This window comes from Klebsiella sp. 2019SCSN059, from assembly GCF_021739525.1.
In the GTDB taxonomy this organism is placed as follows: Bacteria; Pseudomonadota; Gammaproteobacteria; order Enterobacterales; family Enterobacteriaceae; genus Klebsiella; species Klebsiella quasipneumoniae.
Window position 1 is genome coordinate 46166 of the sequence record NZ_JAKKOM010000024.1, and the last position, 24878, is coordinate 71043.

The following is a 24878-nucleotide window of genomic DNA, read 5'->3' on the forward strand; positions in this document are numbered from 1 at the left end:
TATTCCCTGCTTGCGCTGCGCTTAGCAGGGCTACGGTTCTAAGACGTCGGGTAGCCCGGATAAGGCGCGATGCGCCGCCATCCGGGAAACACGTCATTAACGGAATCTCACCGTCTCACCGGCCTGCTGACTTGCCGCCTGCTCCAGCAGATCCCAGAAGGTCTCGCCGCTGCGATCGCAGATCCACTCGTCGCCTTTGAGATCGAAATGGTAGCCGCCCTGTTTGGCGGCCAGCCATACCTGGTGCAGCGGCTCCTGACGGTTAATAATGATTTTGCTGCCGTTTTCAAAGCTGATGGTCAGCACGCCGCCGTTGATTTCGCAGTCGATGTCGCTATCGCCGTCCCAGTCGTCCAGGCGTTCTTCGATGGTCATCCACAGGCTGTCGGCAAGGCGATGAAATTCACTGTCATTCATGATTCTGTCCCGCATTTTTGAGATTGGCGGCAGTATAGCGCGAAACAAAAGCGCGCGCAGTCAGATGCTAAAGGCTTGCTTTTACGCCTTCTCCTGCGATGATAGAAAGCAGAAAGAATGAATCACGGGCAACTATCAATGAAAAACGTTTTTCCTACGCTTGCCGTTTTGTTTGCGATCTTCAGCCTGACCGGCTGCGGTCTGAAAGGGCCTCTCTATTTCCCGCCGGCTGACAAAACTGCGCCGCCGCCGACCAAACCGGTTAACCCGGGCATTCAGAGCTCAACGCCGGATCGTAACGATCGTGGCGATACCGGTGGTCCGAGCCAGGTCAATTACTAATGATAACGTTCTGTTCCGCGCAACTGGAGTAGATGATGCAGTTCTCTAAAATGCATGGCCTTGGCAACGATTTTATGGTCGTTGACGCGGTAACGCAGAATGTTTTTTTCTCGCCGGAGCTGATTCGCCGCCTGGCGGATCGCCACCTTGGCGTCGGGTTCGATCAGCTGTTAGTGGTGGAGCCGCCCTACGATCCGGATCTGGATTTCCATTACCGGATCTTTAATGCTGACGGCAGCGAAGTGTCGCAGTGCGGCAACGGCGCGCGCTGTTTCGCACGCTTCGTCCGGCTGAAAGGCCTGACCAATAAACGTGACATCCGCGTGAGTACGGCCAACGGCCGTATGGTATTAAGCGTAACGGAAGACGATCTGGTGCGGGTGAACATGGGCGAGCCCAACTTCGAGCCCTCCCAGGTGCCGTTCCGCGCCAACAAAGCGGAAAAGACCTATATCATGCGTGCCGCCGAGCAGACAGTATTGTGCGGCGTGGTATCCATGGGGAACCCGCACTGCGTTATTCAGGTGGATGATGTGGATACGGCGGCGGTGGAAACCCTCGGCCCGGTAATGGAAAGCCATGAGCGTTTTCCGGAGCGCGCCAATATCGGTTTTATGCAGGTGGTCGGCCGGTCCCATATCCGTCTGCGCGTCTACGAACGCGGCGCCGGGGAAACTCAGGCCTGCGGCAGCGGCGCCTGCGCCGCGGTGGCGGTGGGGATCCAGCAGGGGCTGCTCGCTGAAACGGTACGTGTGGAATTACCCGGCGGTCGTCTTGATATCGCCTGGAAAGGCCCGGGCCAGCCGCTGTTTATGACCGGCCCGGCGGCCCATGTCTATGATGGATTTATTCATTTATGAAACCAATCGGGGAAGAACAACAGGAGGTCGCCAGCGCTTTGAACGATCGCGCCGTGGTGGACTATCTGTTGCAACATCCTGAATTTTTTATTCGTAATGCCGCCCAGGTCGAACACCTCCGCGTCCCGCATCCGGTACGCGGTACGATTTCGCTGGTGGAGTGGCATATGATGCGGGCGCGTAACCATATTCATGTGCTGGAAGAGAATATGTCGCTGCTGATGGAGCAGGCGGTCGCCAATGAAAGCCTGTTCCAGCGCCTGCTGCAGCTGCAAACGCGGCTGGCGGCGGCGGAGAGCCTCGACGATATGCTCAACCGCCTTCACCGCTGGGCGCGCGAGCTGGGGCTGGCGGGCGCCACGGTGCGCCTGTTCCCTGACAGCTGGCGCCTCGGCGCGCCTTCGAAGTTTACCCATCTGGCGTTAAGCCGGCAGGCGTTTGAGCCGATCCGTATTCAACGTCTGGGCCAGGCGCGCCACTACCTTGGGTCGCTCAACGGTCCGGAGCTGCTGGTGGTGCTGCCGGAGGCGAAAGCCATTGGGTCAGTGGCGATGTCGCTGCTGGGCGGCGATAATGCCCCCGGCGTGATGCTCTTTAGCAGCCGCGATGCGCAGCATTATCAGCCAGGACAGGGGACGCAGCTGCTGCAGGAGATTGCCCAGATGCTGCCCGGCCTGCTGGAGCGCTGGATTGAACGCGCATGACCGATTCTCCTCTCTTCTCCGCCGTCTCCCGCTTTCTGCGCCACCTGGGCGTTGAACGCCAGCTCAGCCCGATCACGTTACTGAATTACCAGCGACAGCTGGACGCGCTGATCGCCCTGGCGGATGAGGCGGGTCTGAAAAGCTGGTCGCAGTGCGATGCCGCTCAGGTGCGAAGCTTTGCGGTGCGCAGTCGCCGCGCGGGGTTAGGCCCGGCGAGCCTGGCGCTTCGCCTGTCGGCGCTGCGCAGTTTCTTCGACTGGCTGGTCGGCCAGGGCGAGCTCAGCGCCAACCCGGCGAAAGGGATCGCCGCGCCGAAAATTCCCCGTCACCTGCCGAAAAATATCGATGTCGATGACGTCAATCGGCTGCTGGATATCGATCTCAACGATCCGCTGGCGGTGCGCGACCGGGCGATGCTGGAGGTGATGTACGGCGCGGGGCTGCGTTTGTCCGAGCTGGTCAACCTTGATATCAAACATCTCGATCTCGAAAGCGGCGAGGTCTGGGTGATGGGCAAAGGCAGCAAAGAGCGCCGTTTGCCGATCGGTCGCAACGCCGTGATGTGGATTGAGCACTGGCTGGATTTACGCGGCCTGTTCGGTACCGACGACGACGCGCTGTTTTTGTCGAAACTGGGCAAGCGCATTTCGGCGCGCAACGTACAGAAGCGGTTCGCCGAGTGGGGCATTAAGCAGGGGCTGAACAGCCATGTGCATCCGCACAAGCTTCGCCACTCCTTTGCCACTCATATGCTGGAGTCCAGCGGCGATCTGCGCGGTGTGCAGGAGCTGTTGGGGCATGCTAACCTCTCCACCACCCAAATTTATACCCATCTCGACTTTCAACACCTTGCCTCGGTGTACGATGCCGCGCATCCGCGCGCAAAACGGGGGAAATAATGCGTTTTTACCGACCTCTGGGCCAGATTTCCGCGCTGACGTTTGACCTGGACGATACCCTTTATGATAACCGCCCGGTAATTGACCGGACGATGCACGAGTCGCTGGCTTTTGTGCGCAGCTACCATCCGTCGCTCAGCCAGTTCGACGCCCATGAGCTTAATCAGTTGCGCCAGACGCTGCTGGCATCCGAGCCTGAGATCTATCACGACGTGACCGTCTGGCGCCACCGTGCGCTGGAGTTAGGCATGCGTAACGCCGGCCTCTCCGCCGACGCGGCGAAAGCGGGGGCCGATGCGGCGATGGAACACTTCGCCCGCTGGCGCAGCCGCGTCGATGTCCCGCAGGAGACCCACGATACGCTGGCGAAGCTGGCGGAGAAGTGGCCGCTGGTGGCGATTACCAACGGCAACGCCCGACCAGAGTTGTTCGGCCTGAGCGACTATTTCCGCTTTGTGCTGCGCGCCGGGCCGGATGGCCGCTCCAAGCCGTTTGCCGACATGTACCATCTGGCGGCGGAGCGCCTGAACTTACCGCTCGGGCATATTCTGCACGTCGGCGATGACCTGACCACTGACGTCGCCGGATCGCTGCGCTGTGGCATGCAGGCATGCTGGATCAAACCGCAAGGCGCGGACCTGATGCACACCGCGGACAGCCGCCTGCTGCCGCATATTGAAATTTCACGGTTGGCATCTCTGACCTCGCTGATATAATCACCAGTCACTCTGTATATATTAACAGGGGTTCGTGGAACCCCTTCTCTTCCGGCGGTGCCAATGGACGTTTCTTACCTGCTCGACAGCCTCAATGACAAACAGCGTGAAGCCGTAGCGGCCTCGCGCACCAACATGCTGGTGCTGGCAGGGGCGGGCAGTGGTAAGACGCGCGTTCTGGTGCACCGTATCGCCTGGCTGCTGAGCGTGGAGAACTGCTCGCCGTATTCTATTATGGCGGTGACCTTTACCAACAAAGCGGCGGCAGAGATGCGCCATCGTATCGGCCAGCTGATGGGCACCACCCAGGGCGGCATGTGGGTGGGCACCTTCCACGGCCTGGCCCACCGCCTGCTGCGCGCGCACCATCTGGACGCCAACCTGCCGCAGGATTTCCAAATCCTTGATAGCGAAGACCAGTTGCGCCTGCTGAAGCGTCTGATTAAGGCGATGAACCTCGATGAGAAGCAGTGGCCGCCGCGTCAGGCGATGTGGTACATCAACAGCCAGAAAGATGAAGGGCTGCGTCCGCATCATATTCAGAGCTACGGCAACCCGGTCGAGCAGACCTGGCAGAAGGTCTATCAGGCCTATCAGGAAGCCTGCGATCGCGCCGGGCTGGTGGACTTCGCCGAACTGCTGCTGCGCGCCCACGAGCTGTGGCTGAATAAGCCGCATATTCTCCAGCACTACCGCGAGCGTTTCACCAATATCCTCGTCGACGAATTCCAGGATACCAACAACATTCAATACGCCTGGATCCGCCTGCTGGCGGGCGATACCGGCAAGGTGATGATCGTCGGCGATGACGATCAGTCGATTTACGGCTGGCGCGGCGCGCAGGTCGAGAACATTCAGCGCTTCCTTAACGATTTTCCCGGTGCGGAAACCATCCGCCTTGAGCAGAACTATCGCTCGACCAGCAACATCCTCAGCGCCGCCAACGCCCTGATTGAAAACAACAACGGTCGCCTGGGCAAGAAGCTTTGGACCGACGGCGCCGACGGCGAGCCGATCTCGCTGTACTGCGCTTTCAACGATCTCGACGAAGCACGCTTCGTGGTGAACCGGATAAAAACCTGGCAGGAGAACGGCGGGGCGCTGGAGCAGTGCGCCATCCTCTATCGCAGCAACGCCCAGTCGCGCGTGCTGGAAGAGGCGCTTCTGCAGGCCAGCATGCCGTACCGCATCTATGGCGGCATGCGCTTCTTCGAGCGCCAGGAAATCAAAGATGCGCTCTCGTACCTGCGTCTGATCGCCAACCGTAACGACGATGCGGCGTTTGAGCGCGTAGTCAATACGCCGACCCGCGGCATCGGCGACCGCACGCTGGACGTGGTGCGCCAGACGTCGCGCGATCGTCAGCTGACGCTGTGGCAGGCCAGCCGCGAGCTGCTGAAAGATAAAGCGCTGGCCGGTCGCGCCGCCAGCGCCTTGCAGCGCTTTATGGAGCTGATTGACGCGCTGGCGCAGGAGACCACCGATATGCCGCTGCACGTCCAGACCGATCGGGTGATTAAAGACTCCGGGCTGCGCGCGATGTACGAGCAGGAGAAAGGCGAGAAGGGCCAGACCCGTATTGAAAACTTAGAGGAGCTGGTGACGGCGACGCGCCAGTTCAGCTACAACGAAGAAGATGAAGATCTGATGCCGCTGCAGGCGTTCCTCTCCCACGCCGCGCTGGAAGCGGGCGAAGGGCAGGCGGACACCTGGCAGGACGCGGTTCAGCTGATGACCCTGCACTCGGCGAAAGGGCTGGAGTTCCCGCAGGTGTTCATCGTCGGCGTCGAAGAGGGGATGTTCCCAAGCCAGATGGCCCTTGATGAAGGCGGCCGCCTGGAAGAAGAGCGTCGTCTGGCCTACGTTGGCGTGACGCGCGCCATGCAGAAGCTGACGCTGACCTACGCGGAAACCCGCCGTCTGTACGGCAAAGAGGTTTACCATCGCCCGTCGCGGTTTATTGGAGAACTGCCGCAGGAGTGCGTAGAAGAGGTGCGTCTGCGGGCCACGGTAAGCCGCCCGGTAAACCATCAGCGACTGGGCGCGCCGATTGCCGAGAGCGATACCGGCTACAAATTAGGCCAGCGCGTACGACATCCGAAGTTCGGCGAAGGCACCATCGTCAACCTCGAAGGCAGCGGCGAGCACAGCCGGCTGCAGGTGGCTTTTCAGGGTCAGGGGATCAAATGGCTGGTAGCGGCTTACGCCCGGCTCGAGGAAGTGTAACTTTAAGAAAAATATCATTATTTTGTAATATTCTGCTACCTTTATACGTTAAGGCGCCTGTTTTGCGCTTTCGCGTTCCGTTGCGTGTTGACGCCGATTTTGCGCTGGCGTAACATGCGCGCACGATTACGCTAAGAGGACATTCGCCTTGGACACACCCAGTAGATGCTGGCTCAACTTCCTGTCATTCAGGAACAACTCCTAAGGCTATCCTCTTATGCTGATAGCCTTAGCGGTTGTCAGCGACCTGCCCCATTCCCGTCGCGCTGAGTCAGGCTTAATGGTCTGAAACCCAATTTGTTTCTGTGTGCCCACCGAACTGTCCGATAATTTTTTTGCATTGGGAGTCCCGGTCATGCTGAGCGCATTTCAACTGGAAAACAATCGTTTAACGCGCCTGGAAGCCGATGAGATCAAGCACCTCGCCAGCTCGGTGTGGGTCGATCTGGTCGAGCCTGACGATGATGAGCGAAGCCGCGTGCAGACGGAACTGGGTCAGAACCTGGCGACGCGCCCTGAACTGGAAGATATCGAAGCCTCCGCACGTTTCTTTGAAGATGAAGACGGGTTACATATCCACTCCTTCTTCTTTTTCGAAGATGCCGACGATCACGCGGGTAACTCTACCGTGGCGTTTACTATCCGCGAAGGGCGCCTGTTTACGCTGCGCGAGCGTGAACTGCCGGCTTTTCGCCTCTACCGCATGCGCGTGCGTAACCAGACGCTGGTGGACGGCAACGCTTACGAGCTGTTGTTAGATCTGTTCGAGACCAAAATCGAACAGCTGGCGGATGAGATAGAAAACATCTACAGCGACCTGGAAAAGCTGAGCCGCGTGATTATGGAAGGCCACCAGGGCGATGAGTACGACGAAGCGCTGTCGACGCTGGCGGAACTGGAAGATATCGGCTGGAAGGTCCGCCTCTGTTTGATGGATACCCAGCGCGCGCTGAACTTCCTCGTGCGTAAGGCGCGCCTGCCGGCGGGCCAGCTGGAGCAGGCGCGGGAGATCCTGCGCGATATCGAATCCCTGCTGCCGCACAACGAATCGCTGTTCCAGAAGGTGAACTTCCTGATGCAGGCGGCGATGGGCTTTATCAATATCGAACAGAACCGCATCATTAAGATCTTCTCGGTGGTGTCGGTGGTGTTCCTGCCGCCAACTCTGGTGGCCTCCAGCTACGGAATGAACTTTGAATTTATGCCTGAGCTGCACTGGAGCTTCGGCTACCCGGGGGCGATCGTCTTTATGATGCTGGCCGGCCTGGCGCCGTATCTCTACTTCAAGCGTAAAAACTGGCTGTAGTTGTTGTGCCGGATGCGCTTCGCTTATCCGGCCTGGGTGCTGGACTTTTGTAAGCCGGATAGGGCATAGACGCTATCCGGCAATCTACTGGCTCCGACGCCCCCGTCTTTGCGTATACACCGCATCCATCACGAATATCGCCAGCGCCACCCAGATAAAGCCAAAGGTGACCATTTTATCCTTGCCCGGCACTTCGCCGTAGAACGTCACCGCCAGCAGGAACATCAGCGTTGGGCCGATGTACTGGAAAAAGCCCAGCGTGGAGAGCCGCAGACGCGTTGCCGCCCCGGTGAAGCACAGCAGAGGGATGGTGGTCACCACGCCCGCCGCCATCAGCAGCAGATTGAGCGACCAGGGGTTCTGCCCCATATGGCTGGTGGGGCTGTCGGTGATGCCGAACAGCCAAATCGCCGCCACCGGCAACAGCCACAGCGTTTCCACCAGCATGCCGGTCTGCGCATCGACAGCGATTTTCTTGCGCACCAGACCATAAAAGGCAAAGCTGAAGGCCAGCCCAAGGCCGATAATCGGCAGCGAACCAAAGGTCCAGAGCTGCACCAGTACACCGCAAAAGGCGAGGATCATCGCCAGCCACTGCAGGCGACGGAAACGTTCGCCAAGGAAAATCATCCCTAACAGAATATTCACCAGCGGGTTGATAAAGTAGCCGAGACTGGCTTCCAGCATATGGTGGTTATTCACCGCCCAGATGAACAGCAGCCAGTTGCCGCCGACCAGCACTGCAGAGAGCGCCAGCAGGAAGATCTTGCGCGGCGTCTTCAGCAGCTTTTTCACCTGCGGCCACTGGCGGCTGACGCTGATGAGCGCCACCATGAAGAAGAAAGACCAGATCACGCGATGGGTCAGAATTTCATCGGCGGGAACATAGTAGATAAGTTTGAAGTACGCCGGCGCGATACCCCAGATAAAGTAGGCGGCGAGGGCCAGAATAATCCCCAACCGCGTCTGTTTCGCATCCATCGGTAAAATCCATTGCCAAAGAGAGTGATGTTACTCGATTTTGGCCAATCAACCCACCATATAGGTCGCTGTTGCGCTGGCAATATATACCTGCGCTTCGTTATGCAGTTCCACACGGGCTACCGCCACTTTATTGCCGGCGCGCAGCAGGGTGCTGGTCGCGGTAAAACGTTCGCCGCGGCCCGGACGCAGGTAGTCCACGCGCAGGTCGATGGTTCCCATGCGGGAAAGCCGCTGGCGCAGCTCTTCTTCGTTGATAGTGTCATGGCGGGTAAGGGTGCTGCCAACGCAGACCAGCCCTGCGGCGACGTCCAGCGCGGAGGCGATCACTCCGCCATGCAGAATGCTTTGCGCCCAGTTGCCGACCATCATCGGCTGATTATTAAAGCTGAGCTGGGCAAACGCTTTTTCATAGCGCTCCAGTTCGAGGCCGAGGGCGCGGTTAAACGGCATGTGATAGACGAAAATCTCCCCCACCAGTTTCAGAGCTGCTTCGGCAGTAAGTTCGGACATAACACCGGTTCCATTCGTTAATAAAATGTTGATTTTATGCTTCTAAAATATTGATTTCCACTTTCGGAGTGGATTAGGGGGCAGGGGATTAATAAACAGGTAGAATGTCTTCAGGTTAAACAAAAATAAAAACTATTTATCAGGAGACCAGCATGCGTATCTCTTTGGCCTGCCTGGCGGCGCTGTGCGCGCTACCGGCTGGTGTTATGGCGCAGGATGCGTCGGTACACGACAAACCAGCAGTGCGCGGCAGTATTATCGCCAACCTGCTACAGGATCATGATAATCCTTTTCTGCTCTACCCTTATGAAAGCAACTATCTGCTCTACACGTGGACCAGCGATCTCAATAAAGAGGCGATTCGCAGCTATGACTGGGCCGAAAATGCCCGTAAAGATGAAGTGAAATTTCAGCTGAGCCTCGCCTTCCCGCTGTGGCGCGGCATCCTGGGGGATAATTCGCTGCTCGGCGCGTCCTATACCCAGAAATCCTGGTGGCAGCTCTCCAACAGCAAAGAGTCGGCGCCGTTTCGCGAAACCAACTACGAACCCCAGCTGTTTCTTGGCTTTGCGACCGACTATCAGTTTGCCGGCTGGACGTTGCGCGATATCGAAATGGGATATAACCACGACTCGAATGGCCGTTCCGATCCCACCTCACGCAGCTGGAACCGGCTTTATGCCCGCCTGATGGCGCAAAATGGCAACTGGCTGGTGGAAGTGAAACCCTGGTATGTGGTGGGCAGCACCGATGATAACCCAGACATCACCAAATATATGGGTTATTACCGCCTGAAGGTGGGCTACCAGCTGGGCGAGGCGATACTTAGCGCGCAGGGGCAATACAACTGGAATACTGGCTACGGCGGGGCGGAACTTGGGGTGAGCTATCCCATCACCAAACATGTTCGCGCTTACACCCAGATCTACAGCGGCTACGGCGAATCGCTTATCGACTACAACTTTAATCAAACGCGCGTCGGCGTCGGGCTAATGCTTAACGATCTGTTTTAATCGTTGCACTCTGGCTCGCAGGCGCTGAAAATAGCGCCTGTTTTCTTTTCAGGCAAATGGGGTCAACGTGGCACAGGCGGAAGTATTAAATCAGGAATCGCTGGCTAAGCAGGTTTTACAAGAGACCTTCGGCTACCAGCAGTTCCGTCCTGGCCAGGAGACGATTATCGAGACGGCGCTCGAGGGCCGTGACTGCCTGGTGGTTATGCCGACCGGTGGCGGCAAGTCGCTGTGTTATCAGGTACCGGCGCTGGTCATGGGCGGCCTGACGGTCGTGGTCTCGCCGCTGATCTCGCTGATGAAAGATCAGGTCGATCAGCTGCTGGCCAACGGCGTGGCGGCGGCCTGTTTGAACTCGACGCAAAGCCGCGAACAGCAGCAGGACGTGATGGCCGGCTGCCGCAGCGGGCAGGTTCGTCTGCTGTATATCGCCCCGGAACGGTTGATGCTCGACAACTTCCTTGAGCATCTGGCGAACTGGAATCTGGCGATGCTGGCGGTGGACGAAGCGCACTGCATATCCCAGTGGGGCCATGACTTCCGCCCGGAATATGCCGCGCTGGGCCAGCTGCGTCAGCGGATGCCGCAGATCCCGTTTATGGCGTTGACCGCCACCGCCGATGACACCACCCGCCGCGATATCGTCCGTCTGCTGGGACTTAACGATCCGCTGATTCAGGTCAGCAGCTTCGACCGGCCGAACATCCGCTATATGCTGATGGAGAAATTCAAGCCGCTCGACCAGCTGATGCGCTACGTCCAGGATCAGCGAGGCAAATCGGGCATTATCTACTGCAACAGCCGTTCGAAAGTGGAAGATACCGCCGCGCGTCTGCAGAGCCGCGGCATCAGCGCGGCGGCTTACCATGCCGGCCTGGAAAACGACGTGCGCGCCGACGTGCAGGAGAAATTCCAGCGCGACGATCTGCAGATTGTGGTGGCGACAGTGGCCTTTGGGATGGGCATCAACAAGCCGAACGTCCGCTTTGTGGTGCATTTTGATATCCCGCGCAATATTGAATCCTACTATCAGGAGACCGGCCGCGCCGGGCGTGACGGCCTGCCGGCGGAAGCGATGCTGTTTTACGATCCGGCGGACATGGCGTGGCTGCGCCGCTGTCTGGAAGAGAAGCCCGCCGGACCGCTGCAGGATATCGAACGGCATAAGCTGAACGCGATGGGGGCGTTTGCTGAAGCCCAGACCTGTCGTCGTCTGGTGCTGCTGAACTACTTTGGCGAAGGACGTCAGGAGCCGTGCGGTAACTGCGATATCTGTCTTGATCCGCCGAAGCAGTATGATGGCTTAATGGACGCCCGCAAGGCGCTCTCCACTATTTATCGGGTCAACCAGCGCTTCGGGATGGGTTACGTGGTGGAAGTCCTGCGTGGCGCCAACAATCAGCGCATCCGCGAGATGGGCCACGATAAGCTCCCGGTATACGGCATCGGCCGGGAACAGAGTCACGAGCACTGGGTGAGCGTGATCCGCCAACTGATTCACCTTGGGCTGGTGACGCAGAATATCGCTCAGCACTCCGCGCTGCAGCTGACCGAAGCCGCACGCCCGGTGCTGCGCGGCGACGTTCCGCTGCAGCTTGCCGTACCGCGTATCGTGGCGCTGAAGCCGAAGGCGATGCAGAAATCCTTCGGCGGTAATTACGATCGTAAGTTGTTTGCCAAGCTGCGCAAGTTACGTAAAGCGATTGCCGATGAAGAAAACATTCCCCCGTACGTGGTCTTCAACGACGCGACGCTGATTGAGATGGCGGAGCAGTCGCCGCTAACCGCTGGAGAAATGCTCAGCGTCAACGGCGTAGGGACACGTAAACTCGAGCGTTTCGGCAAGCCGTTTATGGCGCTGATCCGGTCGCATGTCGATGGCGACGATGAGTAGTCAGCTGGCTATAAAAGTGCCAGAATAGTTATCCTCTTCATTATTTTCCTGCGAGTTAACTATGCTGATGCTTTTCCTCACCGTGGCGCTGGTGCATATCATTGCGCTAATGAGCCCGGGGCCGGATTTTTTCTTTGTCTCACAAACGGCCATCAGCCGCTCGCGCAGAGAGGCGATGATGGGCGTACTGGGGATCACCTGCGGCGTAATGATCTGGGCGGGGGTTGCGCTGCTCGGCCTGAACCTGATCCTCGCCAGAATGGCATGGCTGCACAACATCATTATGATCGGCGGTGGCTTGTACCTGTGCTGGATGGGCTATCAGATGTTGCGCGGCGCGTTGAAAAAAGAGGCGGTGTCCCCGGCAGAACCGCAGGTTGAACTGGCCCACAGCGGACGCAGCTTCCTGAAGGGATTGCTGACCAATCTGGCGAACCCGAAAGCGATTATCTACTTCGGCTCGGTGTTCTCGCTGTTCGTCGGTGACAGCGTTGGCGCCGGCGCGCGCTGGGGCATTTTTCTGCTGATTATCATGGAGACGCTAGCCTGGTTTTTGGTGGTTGCCAGCCTGTTCGCCCTGCCGGGGATGCGCCGCGGCTATCAGCGGATGGCGAAGTGGATCGACGGTATCGCCGGCACGCTGTTTGCGGGCTTCGGCATCCATCTGATTATCTCGCGTTAACCTGGCGCGATGCTCCACCCGGCTATATCCGGGTGGAGAAAGTGTCAATAGCGAAGCCGCTGCAGCTCGTCTTCAGACAGACCGGTCATTTCCATAATCGCTTCGTCATCGATCCCGCGTTTGCGCATCGCTTCGGCAACCTGCAGCAAGGCCTGATGTTTGCCTTCCTTTATACCTTCCTTTATGCCTTGCTGTACGCCTTTCCTGATGCCTTTTTCCATACCTTCTGCGAGCCATGTTTCCGCCAGCGTCATCAGTAATCCTCCATGCTGCGGCACGCGCTGTGCCAGCCCGTATAAGAGTGCCCGAGTATCCTCGGCATCCCCTGCCTGAGCCATATAGTTTACCAATACGGTGATTTGTTGTCCGCTCATCTGCTCCAGCATTAAGAGTTGGGTCAACTTATCCAGCAATTGCGCCATATCGCGCTGGCGGATGTGTTTTTGCACCAGCGTCAGGGCCGCCATGCTGCGGTGCTGCATAATGTCGTCGTCGGGGATCACCGTGATATCGACCAGCGGAAACGCCCCGCTATAGAGCTGGCGGGCGGTCTCGGGATCGGCGAAATTATCCAGCCAGCTCATAGACCAGGGATAGGGGCTGCGTCGTCCCTGATAGAAGAGGACCGGAATAACCAGAGGCAGCGTTTTATGGCCGCTCTCCAGATGGCGCTGCATGGCGGCGACGGCATAGCGCATTAAGCGAAAGGCCATCAGTTTATCGGGGGCGCTCTGGTGCTCGATCAGAACATGGACATACCCTTTACCGCGGGTGGTTTCCAGCGAATAGAGAATATCGCTGTAGTAGGGCCTGAGATCGTCTTCAAGAAGGTATCCAGTTTGCAGATCGCTGTTAACGACGGTGGCAGGTGGATCTCGATAAAATCGCGCGCTGTCTCTGCCCGCGACAGAAAAGTTTTAAATACCGCATCATGTGGGGTCGCCGTTTCTGCCATCGCCGTTCATCCGTGAATCACGTCTCTGGCGGCATCCTGGCACGGCGGGCTCAGCGTCGACAGCGGGCAAAAAGATTAATTTCCCGCTTTGCGCGCCGGCTCGCGCAGAGAGATGGCTTCGCCAGCCAGGCGAACCTCTCTTTGCGAGCGAGATTCCATCATTCAGGCGTGACGGGCGGAGGCAAGCAGCGCCCCAACCAGCATAAACAGTGAACCAAAGACTTTGTTCAGCGCCTTCATCTGCTTTGGCCCCTTAATCCATGCTGAAATGCGCTGTGCGAGGGTTGCGTAGCCAATCATCACAATGATATCGACGACGATGGTGGTGACGCCCAGAACGAGATACTGCATCACCTGGGGCTGGTGGGGCAGGATAAACTGTGGAAACAGGGCGGCCAGAAAAACGATGCTTTTAGGATTGGTGAGATTCACGAACACCGCCCGCTGGAACAGTTTGCCGCGGGTCTGCGCCTTCGCCAGCGTATTCAGGTCGATGGCCCCTGCCGCGCGCCATTGCTGGATACCCAGCCAGATCAGGTAGGCTGCGCCGGCCCATTTCAGCACCTCAAAGGCCAGCACCGAGCGAGAGAAGAGAGTGCCGAGGCCGACGCCGACCAGCACGATATGAATGGCCAGCCCGGTCTGCAAACCGGCAATCGACGCCGCCGCGCCGCGGTAACCGTGGTTAATGGAGGTGGTCATGGTATTAATCGCTCCGGAACCCGGGGACAGGCTGAGAATGATTGATGTCAGCAGGTAGGCGAACCACCACTCAATGGTCATGAGAAACTCCCTGATTGTCTGTTTTTATGCCACAATACGCTATTGTGTCAGCATTGTGTGATACACGGCAAAAAAACGATTTTCAGCGGTTAACAGGGGTGTAAACCCGATGTTTGGGCAGAAAAAGGACTGGGAAACACGAGAAAACGCGTTTGCGGCCTTTAGCATGGGGCCGCTGACGGATTTCTGGCGACAGCGCGAAGAGGCTGAATTTAAAGGCGTCGATGATGTACCTGTACGCTTTGTTCGCTTTTGCGCGCAAAATAACGATCGGCTGGTGCTGATTTGCCCCGGGCGCATTGAAAGCTACGTGAAGTATGCTGAAGTGGCCTACGATCTCTTTCACAGCGGCTTTGACGTAATGATCATTGATCATCGCGGCCAGGGACGCTCGGGTCGTCTGCTCTCTGATACCCACCGCGGGCACGTGGTTAACTTCAGCGATTATGTTGATGACTTGGCTGCGCTCTGGCAGCAGCAGGTGGTCCCGGGCCACTGGCGAAAACGGTTTATCCTCGCTCACTCTATGGGCGGGGCGATTGCCACGCTTTTTCTGCAACGCTACCAGGCGCATTGCGATGCCATTGCGCTCTGCGCGCCGATGTTCGGGATTATCATTCGGCTGCCGGACTGGATGGTGCGGCATATTCTCGACTGGGCTGAGGGCCATCAGCGCATTCGCGAAGAGTATGCCATCGGCACCGGACGCTGGCGGGCGCTGCCTTTTGCCGTTAACGTGCTGACGCACAGTCGACAACGCTATCGTCGTAACCTGCGCTTCTATGCCGACGAGCCGCGACTGCAGGTCGGCGGCCCGACCTGGCACTGGGTGCGCGAAGGCATGCTGGCCGGTGACGAAGTGCTGGCGAATGTGGAGAAAGATACGGCCCCGACGCTGCTGCTGCAGGCGGAAGAGGAGCGGGTGGTCGATAATCTGATGCACGACCGCTATTGTGAATTACGGGCCGCCGCCGGCCATCCCTGTGAGGGCGGAAAGCCGCTCGTCATTGAAGGGGCATACCATGAGATCCTTTTTGAAAAGGACGCTATGCGCTCAGTCGCGCTCAATGCCATCGTCGAGTTTTTCAATCGACATACTTAATCCGACGATAACGCTCGTCGCCCTGCTTAGAGGTTAACTTTTTTATGTACCAGGTTGTTGCGTCTGATTTAGACGGCACGCTGCTTTCCCCCGATCATTTCCTGACCCCGTATGCCAAAGAGACGCTGAAGCTGCTTACCGCCCGTGGGATCAATTTCGTCTTCGCCACCGGCCGACACTACATCGACGTCGGGCAGATCCGCGATAATCTCGGCATCCGGTCGTACATGATCACCTCTAACGGCGCCCGCGTTCACGATAGCGATGGCCAGCAAATTTTCGCCCATAACCTCGACCGCGATATTGCCGCCGACCTGTTTGAAATCGTGCGCAACGACCCGAAAATTGTCACTAACGTCTATCGGGAAGATGAGTGGTATATGAACCGCCATCGCCCGGAAGAGATGCGCTTTTTCAAAGAGGCGGTGTTTAACTACAAGCTGTATGAGCCGGGCGAACTGGATCCGCAGGGGATCAGCAAGGTGTTCTTTACCTGTGAGGATCACGAACATTTACTGCCGCTTGAGCAGGCGATGAACGCCCGCTGGGGCGATCGCGTGAACGTCAGCTTCTCCACCTTAACCTGCCTGGAGGTGATGGCGGGCGGGGTATCGAAGGGGCATGCGCTGGAGGCGGTGGCGAAAATGCTCGGCTACAGTCTGTCCGATTGCATCGCTTTCGGCGACGGCATGAACGACGCCGAGATGCTGTCGATGGCCGGTAAAGGCTGCATTATGGCCAACGCCCACCAGCGGCTGAAGGATCTGCATCCGGAGCTGGAAGTGATCGGCAGCAACGCCGACGATGCGGTCCCGCACTATCTGCGTAAGCTGTACCTCGACTGACAAAGATTGACGACTGGCGAATAACTGTCCAGTCGTCAACCTGACTCTTCGCTACAATGCCTGTTCTTTATCCAACGAGACGACCATTGTGGCGCTGTTAATTATCACCACTATCCTGTGGGCCTTTTCTTTCAGCCTGATTGGCGAGTACCTGGCCGGTAGCGTCGACAGCTATTTTTCGGTGCTGATGCGCGTGGGCCTGGCGGCGCTGGTGTTCCTGCCTTTCCTGCGGACGCGCGGCCAGTCTCCGCGCACGATCGTGCTCTATATGCTGGTGGGCGCGATGCAGCTTGGCATCATGTACCTGCTGGCCTTTCGCGCCTATCTCTATCTGACGGTCTCGGAATTCCTGCTGTTTACCGTGTTTACCCCGTTATACATCACGCTGATCTACGATTTGCTCAGCGGACGTAAACTACGCTGGGGCTATCTGCTGAGCGCCGCGCTGGCGGTGCTGGGGGCGGCGATTATCCGTTACGACAAAGTCAGCGATCATTTCTGGACCGGGCTGTTACTGGTGCAGTTGTCAAACCTCTGCTTCGCCATCGGGATGGTGGGTTACAAGCGCCTGATGGAGGTGCGACCGATGCCGCAGCACAATGCCTTTGCCTGGTTCTATGTCGGGGCCTTTATCGTGGCGGTGGCGGCATGGTTTATGCTGGGCAACCCACAGAAGCTGCCGACCACCAGGCTGCAGTGGAGCGTGCTGGTGTGGCTTGGCGTCGTGGCTTCCGGGCTGGGCTACTTTATGTGGAACTATGGCGCCACTCAGGTGGATGCCGGCACGCTGGGGATCATGAATAACGTCCATGTCCCCGCCGGGCTGTTGGTTAACCTTGCCATCTGGCAGGAGCAGCCGCACTGGCCGAGCTTTATTAGCGGAGCGTTGGTGATCCTGGCCTCGCTGTGGGTCCATCGACGCTGGGTCGCTCCGCACTCCGGACAAACGGCAGATGATCGCACGCGTGGTTCCGCGCAGAGCGAATAAACGCTTCGGTGACCGGTTGACGCTGTTCGCCATCGCGAACGGCCGCGTACAGCCGGCTCCATAATCCCTCGCCCAGGGTTTTGGTCACCACCAGACCCTGGCGTTCAAAACTTTCCACCACCCAGTGCGGCAGCGCGGCGATACCCATCCGGGCAGCCACCATCTGGATCAGCAACAGCGTGTTATCGACGCTTTTCAGCTGGGGACTAATGCCGGCCGGCTGCAGGAAATGACGCCAGATGTCGAGGCGTCCGCGCTGCACGGGATAAATCAGCAGCGTTTCTGTGGCCAGATCCTCCGGCGTAATCAGCGTCTTCATGGCTAACGGGTGCTCAGGCGCCAGCACCAGGCGCACCTCATAATCAAACATTGGCGAGTAGTGCAGACCGCTGCGCGGCAGGATATCAGATGTCATGACCAGATCCAGTTCGCCCTGCTGCAGCGCGGGCTGCGGGTCGAAGGTGACGCCGGAATGGAAGTCGACTTCCACGTGCGGCCAGCGGGCGCGGAAATTCTCCAGCGCCGGCGTGAGCCACTGAATACAGCTGTGGCATTCGATAGCCAGCCGCAGCCGGGTCTGTTGTGGTTCGTTACAGTCCTGCAGGGCGCGAGCGATCTGCGGCAGCACCTGGTTGGCCAGCTGTAAGAGGATCTCCCCTTGAGGAGTAAAACGCAGCGGCTGGCTCTTACGCACAAAGAGACGAAAGCCGAGGCGCTGTTCCAGATCGCTGAACTGGTGAGACAAGGCGGACTGGGTCTGATGCAGGGCAGCCGCTGCGCCCGCCAGTGAACCGCTGTTCCGCAACGCTTGCAGCGTTTTCAGATGTTTAATTTCGATCATGAAAGTCCTTCACTTCGCCATGAGCAATTTGCGCTTGAGGAATATACAGTAACTGCCAATTATGGATGTGTAAACATCTGGATGGCTAAATACTTTATCTTTCGAATTTATGGTGCGTTGGCTGCACTTCCTCACCCCAGTCACTGACTTCAGTAAGCTCCTGGGGATGAGCAAGTTTGCCGCCTTCCCTAAATCCGAAATCTTTCGGATTGCAATTATGAGGCTCAAAAAATGACAATTATTAACCACACCCTCGGTTTCCCTCGCGTTGGCCTGCGCCGCGAGCTGAAAAAAGCGCAAGAGAGCTACTGGGCGGGCAATGCCACTCGCGAGGAGCTGCTGGCGGTAGGCCGGGAACTGCGCGCCCGTCACTGGGAGCAGCAGAAGCAGGCCGGTATTGACCTGCTGCCGGTGGGCGATTTCGCCTGGTACGACCATGTTCTGACCACCAGCCTGCTGCTTGGCAACGTGCCGGCTCGTCATCAGAACAAAGACGGCTCTGTCGATATCGATACCCTGTTCCGCATTGGCCGCGGCCGCGCTCCCACCGGCGAGCCAGCGGCCGCTGCGGAAATGACCAAGTGGTTCAACACCAACTATCACTACATGGTGCCAGAGTTCGTGAAGGGCCAGCAGTTCAAACTGACCTGGACCCAACTGCTGGATGAAGTGGACGAAGCGCTGGCGCTGGGCCACAAGATCAAGCCCGTGCTGCTGGGGCCGGTGACCTATCTGTGGCTGGGCAAAGTGAAAGGCGAACCGTTTGACCGTCTGAGCCTGCTGAATGACATCCTGCCGGTTTATCAGCAGGTGCTGGCCGAACTGGCGAAGCGCGGCATTGAGTGGGTGCAGATTGATGAACCGGCGCTGGTGCTGGAGCTGCCGCCAGCGTGGCTGGCGGCCTTTAAACCGGCTTATGACGCCCTGCAGGGCCAGGTCAAACTGCTGCTGACCACCTATTTTGAAGGCGTTAGCGACAATCTCGCGACCATTGCTGCGCTGCCGGTCCAGGGGCTGCACGTCGATCTGGTCCACGGTAAAGATGATGTCGCCGAACTGCATAATTGTCTGCCTGCCGACTGGCTGCTGTCCGCCGGCCTGATCAACGGGCGTAACGTCTGGCGCGCCGATCTCGCCGAAAAATATGCGCAAATTAAAAACCTCGTCGGTAAGCGCGAGCTGTGGGTCGCGACATCCTGCTCTCTGTTGCACAGCCCGATCGACCTGAGCGTGGAGACGCGCCTTGATGCGGAAGTGAAGAGCTGGTTTGCCTTCGCGCTGCAAAAATGCGGTGAGCTGGCGCTGCTGCGCGATGCGCTGAACAGCGGCGATACTGCGGCGATTACCGAGTGGAGCGCGCCAGTCCATGCCCGTCGCCATTCGACGCGCGTACATAACCCGGCGGTGGAAAAACGGCTGGCGGCGATCACCGCTCAGGACAGCCAGCGCGCCAGCCCCTATGAGGTTCGCGCTCAGGCGCAGCGTCAACGCTTTAACCTGCCGGCGTGGCCGACCACCACTATCGGGTCATTCCCGCAGACGACCGAGATCCGCGGCCTGCGCCTGGACTTCAAAAAGGGCAATCTGGACGCCAGTCATTATCGTACCGGCATTGCGGAACATATTAAGCAGGCGATCGTCGAGCAGGAGCGGTTAGGATTAGACGTACTGGTGCACGGGGAAGCCGAGCGGAACGATATGGTGGAATACTTCGGTGAGCATCTGGACGGTTTCATCTTCACGCAAAACGGCTGGGTGCAGAGCTATGGCTCCCGCTGCGTGAAGCCGCCGGTGGTGATCGGCGACGTCAGCCGTCCACAGGCGATCACCGTCGAATGGGCGAAGTACGCGCAGTCGCTGACCGACAAGCCGGTGAAAGGGATGCTCACTGGACCGGTGACGATTCTGTGCTGGTCCTTCCCGCGGGAAGACGTCAGCCGTGAAACCATCGCGAAACAGATTGCGCTGGCCCTGCGTGATGAAGTGGCGGATCTGCAAGCGGCCGGTATCGGCATCATCCAGATTGATGAGCCTGCTTTGCGCGAAGGGTTACCGCTGAAGCGCAGCGATTGGGATGCCTATCTGCAGTGGGGTGTGGAAGCCTTCCGCCTTAACGCCGCGGTGGCCAAAGACGACACTCAGATCCATACCCACATGTGCTATTGTGAGTTCAACGACATCATGGACTCCATCGCCGCGCTGGACGCCGACGTGATCACCATTGAAACCTCGCGTTCAGACATGGAACTGCTGGAGTCGTTCGAAGTGTTCGAGTATCCCAATGAAATCGGGCCGGGGGTATATGATATTCACTCGCCAAACGTACCGAGCGTGGAGTGGATCGAAGCGCTGCTGGAAAAAGCCGCGCAGCGTATCCCGGCGGAGCGGCTGTGGGTTAACCCGGACTGCGGCCTGAAAACCCGGGGCTGGCCGGAGACTCGCGCCGCGCTGGCGAATATGGTGCAAGCGGCGCGTAACCTGCGTCAATCTGCCTGATCGTCACCCGAAAAATCAAAAAGGAGGCATTTGCCTCCTTTTTTTCCTGCTTCGGACGATTACCCTTTTTTACCGCCATATTGAGCAAACCAGTCGAGCATCCGCTGCCAGCCGTCTTTGGCTGACTCTTCGTGATAGCTGGCGCGATAGTCGGCGTTAAAGGCGTGATCGGCTTCAGGATAGACCACGATTTCCGCCGTGGCGTTGGCCGCCCGCAGCGCCTGGCGCATGGTTTCGACGGTGTCCTGTGGAATGCTGGCGTCTTTAGCGCCGTACAGGCCGAGTACCGGGGCGTTGAGATCGACGGCGATATCCACCGGGTGTTTTGGCGAATTCAGCGATTTTTCTCCTACCAGTTTGCCGTACCAGGCTACCGCCGCCTTCAACTGCGGGTTATGGGCAGCATATAGCCAGGTGATACGTCCGCCCCAGCAGAAGCCGGTGATCAGCAGACGATGGGCATCGCCGCCATGGCGCGCCGCCCAGCTGGCGACGTGGTCGAGATCCGCCAGCACCTGCGCGTCCGGCACCTTCGTAACCAGCTCTTTAAACAGGGTCGGGATATCGTGATACTCATTCGGATCGCCCTGACGGAAGTACAATTCAGGCGCGATAGCCAGATAGCCTTCCTGCGCCAGGCGACGACAAAGATCGCGAATATGCTCATGCACGCCGAAGATTTCCTGCACCACGATGACGATCGGCAATGGGCCATCGGCGTTTTTCGGGCGGGCATGGTAAGCCGGCATGTTTTCCCCCTGAGAGGGAATAGAGGTCTCTCCGGCGACAATATGCTCTTCCGGCGTATGAACGGCGGTTGCGGCATGCGGCGAGGCTGCAGGTGCGAATCCAGGTTGCTTGGTGGTGGTCATGGTATTCTCCGTACCCTTATTTATTAGCGCATCAGTAACTATAGACCCTTTACCTTTAGTTCGGGCGGTAATAAAGCACAGTGCCTGAAAGCGGCTATCTTTTGTTCAGTGACGATGAATATAACTTGTTAATGTGATGTTTATCACTATTTACTGAAAAACAACTGCAATCATTATTGTTCTTGGTGACTAACATCACAAAATGTTGCCAGGGGCTTCTGTACAGTACCGTTTTGCTTCTGCTGATAATTCGACCCACAGAGGAGTTTTTTATGTCCAAGTCTGATGTTTTTCATCTCGGCCTCACCAAGAACGATTTACAAGGGGCTACGCTGGCTATCGTCCCTGGCGATCCGGAGCGTGTGGAAAAGATCGCCGCGCTGATGGATAAGCCGGTTAAGCTGGCATCTCACCGCGAATTTACCTCCTGGCGCGCGGAACTGGACGGCAAACCGGTGATCGTCTGCTCCACCGGCATCGGCGGCCCGTCTACGTCTATCGCTGTGGAAGAGCTGGCGCAGCTTGGCGTGCGTACCTTCCTGCGCATTGGCACCACCGGCGCCATTCAGCCGCACATCAACGTTGGCGATGTGCTGGTGACTACCGCTTCCGTTCGTCTGGACGGCGCCAGCCTGCACTTCGCGCCGATGGAATTCCCGGCCGTCGCAGATTTCGCCTGCACCACCGCGCTGGTGGAAGCAGCGAAATCCATTGGCGCCACCACCCATATCGGCGTGACTGCTTCCTCGGATACCTTCTACCCGGGACAGGAGCGTTACGACACCTTCTCCGGCCGCGTAGTGAGCCGCTTCAAAGGCTCCATGGAAGAGTGGCAGGCGATGGGCGTGATGAACTATGAAATGGAATCCGCTACGCTGCTGACCATGTGCGCCAGCCAGGGTCTGCGCGCCGGGATGGTGGCCGGGGTTATCGTTAACCGTACCCAGCAAGAGATCCCTAACGCCGAAACCATGAAGCAAACCGAAAGCCATGCGGTGAAAATCGTCGTGGAAGCGGCGCGCCGTCTGCTGTAATTCAACGCTTTCCCTGTCAGGCCGGATCCTCCGGCCTTTTTTTTGCGTCGCCTCTCGCAGGAAATTCCTTTTAAACTGGACGTTTGTACAGCACAATTCTATTTTGTGTCATCAGGTTATCGCAGGGGGCGTCGTGGATCTCTCCATTATTATCAGCGCGGTTATCGCACTGGCTGCTGGATTAATCGTCGGCTGGCTGGCGACCAAAGCGCGCGCCGATCAAATTCGGGCCGATCTTATCGAGGAGCGGCGAGAGCTGGATATTGAGCTGAGCGCCGCCCGTCAGCAGCTGGTACAGGAAGCCCACTGGCGTGAAGAGTGCGAGCTGCTGAACAACGAGCTGCGCAGCCTGCGGGATATCAATACCTCGCTGGAGGCCGATCTGCGGGAGGTTACCACCCGGCTCGAATCCACCCAGCTGCATGCGGAAGATAAGATCCGCCAGATGGTGAACAGCGAGCAGCGCCTGAGCGAGCAGTTTGAAAACCTCGCCAACCGCATTTTCGAACACAGCAACCGACGCGTCGATGAGCAAAATCGCCAGAGCCTGCATGGCCTGCTGACCCCGCTGCGCGAACAGCTGGACGGGTTCCGCCGCCAGGTGCAGGAGAGCTTCGGCCAGGAGGCGCGGGAAAGGCACACCCTGGCGCATGAGATCCGCAACCTGCAGCAGCTGAACGCGCAGATGGCGCAGGAGGCGCTGAACCTGACCAAAGCGCTGAAGGGCGATAACAAAACTCAGGGCAACTGGGGGGAAGTGGTTCTCACCCGCGTGCTGGAAGCCTCCGGCCTGCGGGAAGGCTATGAGTACCAGACCCAGGTCAGCATCGAGACCGACAACCGCTCGCGGATGCAACCGGACGTCATCGTGCGCCTGCCGCAGGGTAAAGACGTGGTTATCGACGCCAAAATGACCCTTGTCGCCTATGAGCGCTATTTCAACGCCGAGGACGACTACACCCGCGAAGTCGCGCTGCAGGAGCACCTTGCCTCGGTGCGTAATCATATTCGCCTGCTGGGACGCAAGGATTATCAGCAACTGCCGGGCCTGCGCTCCCTCGACTATGTGCTGATGTTTATTCCCGTCGAGCCGGCATTTCTGCTGGCCATTGATCGTCAACCCGAGCTCATCAGCGAGGCGCTGCAAAATAATATTATGCTGGTCAGCCCGACGACGCTGCTGGTGGCCCTGCGCACCATCGCCAATCTGTGGCGTTATGAGCACCAGAGCCGCAACGCGCAGAAGATCGCCGAGCGGGCGGGGCGCCTTTACGACAAAATGCGCCTGTTTGTGGACGATATGTCCGCTATCGGCCAGAGTCTGGATAAAGCGCAAGAGAACTATCGCCAGGCGATGAAAAAGCTCGCTTCCGGGCGCGGTAATCTGCTGGCTCAGGTGGAGGCTTTTCGCGGGTTGGGCGTGGAGGTCAAGCGCGGGATTAATCCTGATTTAGTCGAACAAGCCACTGCTCAGGACGATCAATATCGTCTCGAAGAGGAGGATAACCTGCCGGAAAATGACGCATTTTCGCCCGACTCTGCCGAGGCGGTGCGCAGCCGGGAGGCGGCTCCGCCACGCTGAAACGTATGGGAAATGCGCTGAGTCTGATACACTCAGTGAACATTTTCTTGAAAAGCAAGCAGGCATAAAGATGGTTGAGGATTCACAAGAAACGACGCACTTTGGCTTTCAGACGGTCGCTAAAGAGCAGAAAGCAGACATGGTGGCGCATGTATTCCATTCTGTCGCCGCAAAGTATGATGTGATGAATGACTTAATGTCGTTTGGTATCCATCGTTTGTGGAAGCGTTTCACCATCGACTGCAGCGGTGTACGTCGCGGGCAGACTGTGCTAGATCTGGCGGGGGGTACCGGTGATTTGACGGCTAAGTTTTCCCGTCTGGTAGGGGAAACCGGCCGCGTTATGCTTGCTGATATCAATGATTCAATGCTCAAAATGGGCCGCGAAAAGCTGCGCAATATCGGCATCGTGGGTAACGTTGAGTATGTTCAGGCCAACGCGGAAGCCCTGCCGTTTGCTGATAATACCTTTGACTGCATCACCATCTCTTTCGGTCTGCGTAACGTGACCGACAAAGAAAAAGCGCTGCGTTCGATGTACCGCGTGCTGAAGCCGGGCGGACGTCTGCTGGTGCTGGAGTTTTCTAAACCCATTATTGAACCGCTGAGCAAAGCCTACGACGCTTACTCCTTCCATATCCTGCCGAAGGTGGGCGAGCTGGTGGCAAAAGACGGCGACAGCTATCGCTACCTGGCGGAGTCGATCCGTATGCATCCGGACCAGGAATCCCTGAAAGGGATGATGCAGGATGCAGGCTTCGAAAGCGTGGACTACTACAACCTGACGGCAGGTATCGTTGCTTTGCATCGCGGTTACAAGTTCTGAC

Annotated in this window: 24 protein-coding genes and 1 pseudogene; 18 read left to right on the forward strand and 7 right to left on the reverse strand. The window is 58.0% G+C overall.

Going from position 1 to position 24878, the window contains the following annotated elements; genetic code table 11:
* Nucleotides 1-96 precede the first annotated feature (96 nt).
* The gene (cyaY, locus tag L2I46_RS20825) at nucleotides 97-417 is read right to left on the reverse strand and encodes an iron donor protein CyaY (protein ID WP_023291566.1); all 321 of its coding nucleotides are present in this window, start codon (nucleotides 415-417) and stop codon (nucleotides 97-99) included.
* Nucleotides 418-555: 138 nt separating this feature from the next.
* Here cyaY and lptM point away from each other — a divergent pair, with 138 nt between their 5' ends.
* From lptM to corA, 8 genes are all read left to right on the forward strand, one after another.
* On the forward strand, nucleotides 556-759 hold the full coding sequence (lptM, locus tag L2I46_RS20830; protein ID WP_004886794.1) for an LPS translocon maturation chaperone LptM: 204 nt from the start codon (nucleotides 556-558) through the stop codon (nucleotides 757-759).
* Nucleotides 760-794: 35 nt separating this feature from the next.
* Nucleotides 795-1619: a diaminopimelate epimerase gene (gene dapF / locus L2I46_RS20835; protein WP_002883394.1), complete on the forward strand. Its 825-nt coding sequence runs from the start codon at nucleotides 795-797 to the stop codon at nucleotides 1617-1619.
* Nucleotides 1616-2323, forward strand: coding sequence for a DUF484 domain-containing protein (locus L2I46_RS20840; protein WP_085551887.1), 708 nt, complete (start codon nucleotides 1616-1618; stop codon nucleotides 2321-2323). Before dapF ends, L2I46_RS20840 begins: the two co-directional genes overlap by 4 nt.
* Nucleotides 2320-3222: a tyrosine recombinase XerC gene (xerC, locus tag L2I46_RS20845; RefSeq protein WP_044521758.1), complete on the forward strand. Its 903-nt coding sequence runs from the start codon at nucleotides 2320-2322 to the stop codon at nucleotides 3220-3222. Before L2I46_RS20840 ends, xerC begins: the two co-directional genes overlap by 4 nt.
* The gene (gene yigB, locus L2I46_RS20850) at nucleotides 3222-3938 is read left to right on the forward strand and encodes a 5-amino-6-(5-phospho-D-ribitylamino)uracil phosphatase YigB (protein ID WP_072421463.1); all 717 of its coding nucleotides are present in this window, start codon (nucleotides 3222-3224) and stop codon (nucleotides 3936-3938) included. The genes xerC and yigB overlap by 1 nt, the downstream gene beginning before the upstream one ends.
* Nucleotides 3939-4001: 63 nt before the next feature.
* A complete protein-coding gene (gene uvrD / locus L2I46_RS20855) occupies nucleotides 4002-6164 on the forward strand; it encodes a DNA helicase II (protein WP_004886784.1) in 2163 nt (720 codons plus the stop codon).
* A gap of 148 nt (nucleotides 6165-6312) precedes the next feature.
* Nucleotides 6313-6369, forward strand: a complete 57-nt coding sequence (gene ysgD, locus L2I46_RS29815; RefSeq protein WP_349815745.1) for a YsgD/CorL family protein — start codon at nucleotides 6313-6315, stop codon at nucleotides 6367-6369.
* Between the two features lie 150 nt (nucleotides 6370-6519).
* Nucleotides 6520-7470: a magnesium/cobalt transporter CorA gene (gene corA / locus L2I46_RS20860; protein WP_002883400.1), complete on the forward strand. Its 951-nt coding sequence runs from the start codon at nucleotides 6520-6522 to the stop codon at nucleotides 7468-7470.
* An 84-nt stretch (nucleotides 7471-7554) separates the two neighbouring features.
* Here corA and rarD read toward each other — a convergent pair whose 3' ends face one another.
* Together rarD and yigI are read right to left on the reverse strand one after the other, a co-directional pair.
* Complete coding sequence (gene rarD, locus L2I46_RS20865) at nucleotides 7555-8451, reverse strand: EamA family transporter RarD (protein WP_023291570.1); 897 nt, start codon at nucleotides 8449-8451, stop codon at nucleotides 7555-7557.
* A gap of 48 nt (nucleotides 8452-8499) precedes the next feature.
* Nucleotides 8500-8964 carry an acyl-CoA thioesterase YigI gene (gene yigI / locus L2I46_RS20870; RefSeq protein WP_002883404.1) on the reverse strand — a complete coding sequence of 155 codons (465 nt, stop codon included), beginning with the start codon at nucleotides 8962-8964 and terminating at the stop codon, nucleotides 8500-8502.
* Nucleotides 8965-9116: 152 nt separating this feature from the next.
* On the opposite strand from yigI, the gene pldA reads away from it, so the two are divergent.
* From pldA to rhtC, 3 genes are all read left to right on the forward strand, one after another.
* The gene (gene pldA / locus L2I46_RS20875; protein ID WP_004886777.1) at nucleotides 9117-9977 is read left to right on the forward strand and encodes a phospholipase A; all 861 of its coding nucleotides are present in this window, start codon (nucleotides 9117-9119) and stop codon (nucleotides 9975-9977) included.
* Nucleotides 9978-10044: 67 nt separating this feature from the next.
* Nucleotides 10045-11871, forward strand: coding sequence for an ATP-dependent DNA helicase RecQ (gene recQ, locus L2I46_RS20880; protein ID WP_032454515.1), 1827 nt, complete (start codon nucleotides 10045-10047; stop codon nucleotides 11869-11871).
* 61 nt (nucleotides 11872-11932) lie between these two features.
* Nucleotides 11933-12553, forward strand: a complete 621-nt coding sequence (gene rhtC / locus L2I46_RS20885) for a threonine export protein RhtC (RefSeq protein WP_032454516.1) — start codon at nucleotides 11933-11935, stop codon at nucleotides 12551-12553.
* 44 nt (nucleotides 12554-12597) lie between these two features.
* On the opposite strand, the pseudogene L2I46_RS20890 reads toward rhtC, so the two are convergent.
* Nucleotides 12598-13508 (reverse strand): annotated as a pseudogene (locus L2I46_RS20890) (Rpn family recombination-promoting nuclease/putative transposase).
* A 162-nt stretch (nucleotides 13509-13670) separates the two neighbouring features.
* The gene (rhtB, locus tag L2I46_RS20895; RefSeq protein ID WP_002883411.1) at nucleotides 13671-14291 is read right to left on the reverse strand and encodes a homoserine/homoserine lactone efflux protein; all 621 of its coding nucleotides are present in this window, start codon (nucleotides 14289-14291) and stop codon (nucleotides 13671-13673) included.
* 109 nt (nucleotides 14292-14400) lie between these two features.
* Between rhtB and pldB the strand changes: the two genes are divergently transcribed.
* The 3 genes from pldB to L2I46_RS20910 all read left to right on the forward strand — a co-directional run bounded on the left by pldB (nucleotide 14401) and on the right by L2I46_RS20910 (nucleotide 17226).
* On the forward strand, nucleotides 14401-15393 hold the full coding sequence (gene pldB, locus L2I46_RS20900; RefSeq protein WP_008807942.1) for a lysophospholipase L2: 993 nt from the start codon (nucleotides 14401-14403) through the stop codon (nucleotides 15391-15393).
* Nucleotides 15394-15437: 44 nt separating this feature from the next.
* Entirely contained in the window at nucleotides 15438-16238 is an 801-nt protein-coding gene (yigL, locus tag L2I46_RS20905; protein WP_017899394.1) for a sugar/pyridoxal phosphate phosphatase YigL, read from the forward strand.
* A gap of 88 nt (nucleotides 16239-16326) precedes the next feature.
* Complete coding sequence (locus L2I46_RS20910) at nucleotides 16327-17226, forward strand: carboxylate/amino acid/amine transporter (RefSeq protein ID WP_023291574.1); 900 nt, start codon at nucleotides 16327-16329, stop codon at nucleotides 17224-17226.
* Here L2I46_RS20910 and metR read toward each other — a convergent pair.
* Nucleotides 17114-18067 (reverse strand): HTH-type transcriptional regulator MetR, encoded by a 954-nt coding sequence (metR, locus tag L2I46_RS20915; protein ID WP_032454519.1) that lies wholly within the window; start codon nucleotides 18065-18067, stop codon nucleotides 17114-17116. The two genes, L2I46_RS20910 and metR, sit on opposite strands and share 113 nt — an antisense overlap.
* Before the next feature lie 231 nt (nucleotides 18068-18298).
* Here metR and metE point away from each other — a divergent pair, with 231 nt between their 5' ends.
* Nucleotides 18299-20563: a 5-methyltetrahydropteroyltriglutamate--homocysteine S-methyltransferase gene (gene metE, locus L2I46_RS20920; RefSeq protein ID WP_236948195.1), complete on the forward strand. Its 2265-nt coding sequence runs from the start codon at nucleotides 18299-18301 to the stop codon at nucleotides 20561-20563.
* A 59-nt stretch (nucleotides 20564-20622) separates the two neighbouring features.
* On the opposite strand, the gene L2I46_RS20925 is transcribed toward metE, so the two are convergent.
* Nucleotides 20623-21435: a dienelactone hydrolase family protein gene (locus L2I46_RS20925; protein WP_023291577.1), complete on the reverse strand. Its 813-nt coding sequence runs from the start codon at nucleotides 21433-21435 to the stop codon at nucleotides 20623-20625.
* 272 nt (nucleotides 21436-21707) lie between these two features.
* Here L2I46_RS20925 and udp point away from each other — a divergent pair, with 272 nt between their 5' ends.
* The 3 genes from udp to ubiE all read left to right on the forward strand — a co-directional run bounded on the left by udp (nucleotide 21708) and on the right by ubiE (nucleotide 24877).
* Nucleotides 21708-22469 carry a uridine phosphorylase gene (udp, locus tag L2I46_RS20930; RefSeq protein WP_002883419.1) on the forward strand — a complete coding sequence of 254 codons (762 nt, stop codon included), beginning with the start codon at nucleotides 21708-21710 and terminating at the stop codon, nucleotides 22467-22469.
* Between the two features lie 133 nt (nucleotides 22470-22602).
* The gene (gene rmuC / locus L2I46_RS20935) at nucleotides 22603-24051 is read left to right on the forward strand and encodes a DNA recombination protein RmuC (RefSeq protein ID WP_236948196.1); all 1449 of its coding nucleotides are present in this window, start codon (nucleotides 22603-22605) and stop codon (nucleotides 24049-24051) included.
* Nucleotides 24052-24121: 70 nt separating this feature from the next.
* Nucleotides 24122-24877 (forward strand): bifunctional demethylmenaquinone methyltransferase/2-methoxy-6-polyprenyl-1,4-benzoquinol methylase UbiE, encoded by a 756-nt coding sequence (gene ubiE / locus L2I46_RS20940; protein WP_023291579.1) that lies wholly within the window; start codon nucleotides 24122-24124, stop codon nucleotides 24875-24877.
* Nucleotide 24878 lies beyond the last annotated feature (1 nt).

What these genes read in the sequence shown, in the direction of transcription:
- cyaY (WP_023291566.1), bottom strand. Translation starts at nt 417, where the DNA reads ATGAATGACAGTGAATTTCATCGCCTTGCCGACAGCCTGTGGATGACC.
- lptM (WP_004886794.1), top strand. Translation starts at nt 556, where the DNA reads ATGAAAAACGTTTTTCCTACGCTTGCCGTTTTGTTTGCGATCTTCAGC.
- dapF (WP_002883394.1), top strand. Translation starts at nt 795, where the DNA reads ATGCAGTTCTCTAAAATGCATGGCCTTGGCAACGATTTTATGGTCGTT.
- L2I46_RS20840 (WP_085551887.1), top strand. Translation starts at nt 1,616, where the DNA reads ATGAAACCAATCGGGGAAGAACAACAGGAGGTCGCCAGCGCTTTGAAC.
- xerC (WP_044521758.1), top strand. Translation starts at nt 2,320, where the DNA reads ATGACCGATTCTCCTCTCTTCTCCGCCGTCTCCCGCTTTCTGCGCCAC.
- yigB (WP_072421463.1), top strand. Translation starts at nt 3,222, where the DNA reads ATGCGTTTTTACCGACCTCTGGGCCAGATTTCCGCGCTGACGTTTGAC.
- uvrD (WP_004886784.1), top strand. Translation starts at nt 4,002, where the DNA reads ATGGACGTTTCTTACCTGCTCGACAGCCTCAATGACAAACAGCGTGAA.
- corA (WP_002883400.1), top strand. Translation starts at nt 6,520, where the DNA reads ATGCTGAGCGCATTTCAACTGGAAAACAATCGTTTAACGCGCCTGGAA.
- rarD (WP_023291570.1), bottom strand. Translation starts at nt 8,451, where the DNA reads ATGGATGCGAAACAGACGCGGTTGGGGATTATTCTGGCCCTCGCCGCC.
- yigI (WP_002883404.1), bottom strand. Translation starts at nt 8,964, where the DNA reads ATGTCCGAACTTACTGCCGAAGCAGCTCTGAAACTGGTGGGGGAGATT.
- pldA (WP_004886777.1), top strand. Translation starts at nt 9,117, where the DNA reads ATGCGTATCTCTTTGGCCTGCCTGGCGGCGCTGTGCGCGCTACCGGCT.
- rhtC (WP_032454516.1), top strand. Translation starts at nt 11,933, where the DNA reads ATGCTGATGCTTTTCCTCACCGTGGCGCTGGTGCATATCATTGCGCTA.
- rhtB (WP_002883411.1), bottom strand. Translation starts at nt 14,291, where the DNA reads ATGACCATTGAGTGGTGGTTCGCCTACCTGCTGACATCAATCATTCTC.
- pldB (WP_008807942.1), top strand. Translation starts at nt 14,401, where the DNA reads ATGTTTGGGCAGAAAAAGGACTGGGAAACACGAGAAAACGCGTTTGCG.
- yigL (WP_017899394.1), top strand. Translation starts at nt 15,438, where the DNA reads ATGTACCAGGTTGTTGCGTCTGATTTAGACGGCACGCTGCTTTCCCCC.
- metR (WP_032454519.1), bottom strand. Translation starts at nt 18,067, where the DNA reads ATGATCGAAATTAAACATCTGAAAACGCTGCAAGCGTTGCGGAACAGC.
- metE (WP_236948195.1), top strand. Translation starts at nt 18,299, where the DNA reads ATGACAATTATTAACCACACCCTCGGTTTCCCTCGCGTTGGCCTGCGC.
- L2I46_RS20925 (WP_023291577.1), bottom strand. Translation starts at nt 21,435, where the DNA reads ATGACCACCACCAAGCAACCTGGATTCGCACCTGCAGCCTCGCCGCAT.
- udp (WP_002883419.1), top strand. Translation starts at nt 21,708, where the DNA reads ATGTCCAAGTCTGATGTTTTTCATCTCGGCCTCACCAAGAACGATTTA.
- ubiE (WP_023291579.1), top strand. Translation starts at nt 24,122, where the DNA reads ATGGTTGAGGATTCACAAGAAACGACGCACTTTGGCTTTCAGACGGTC.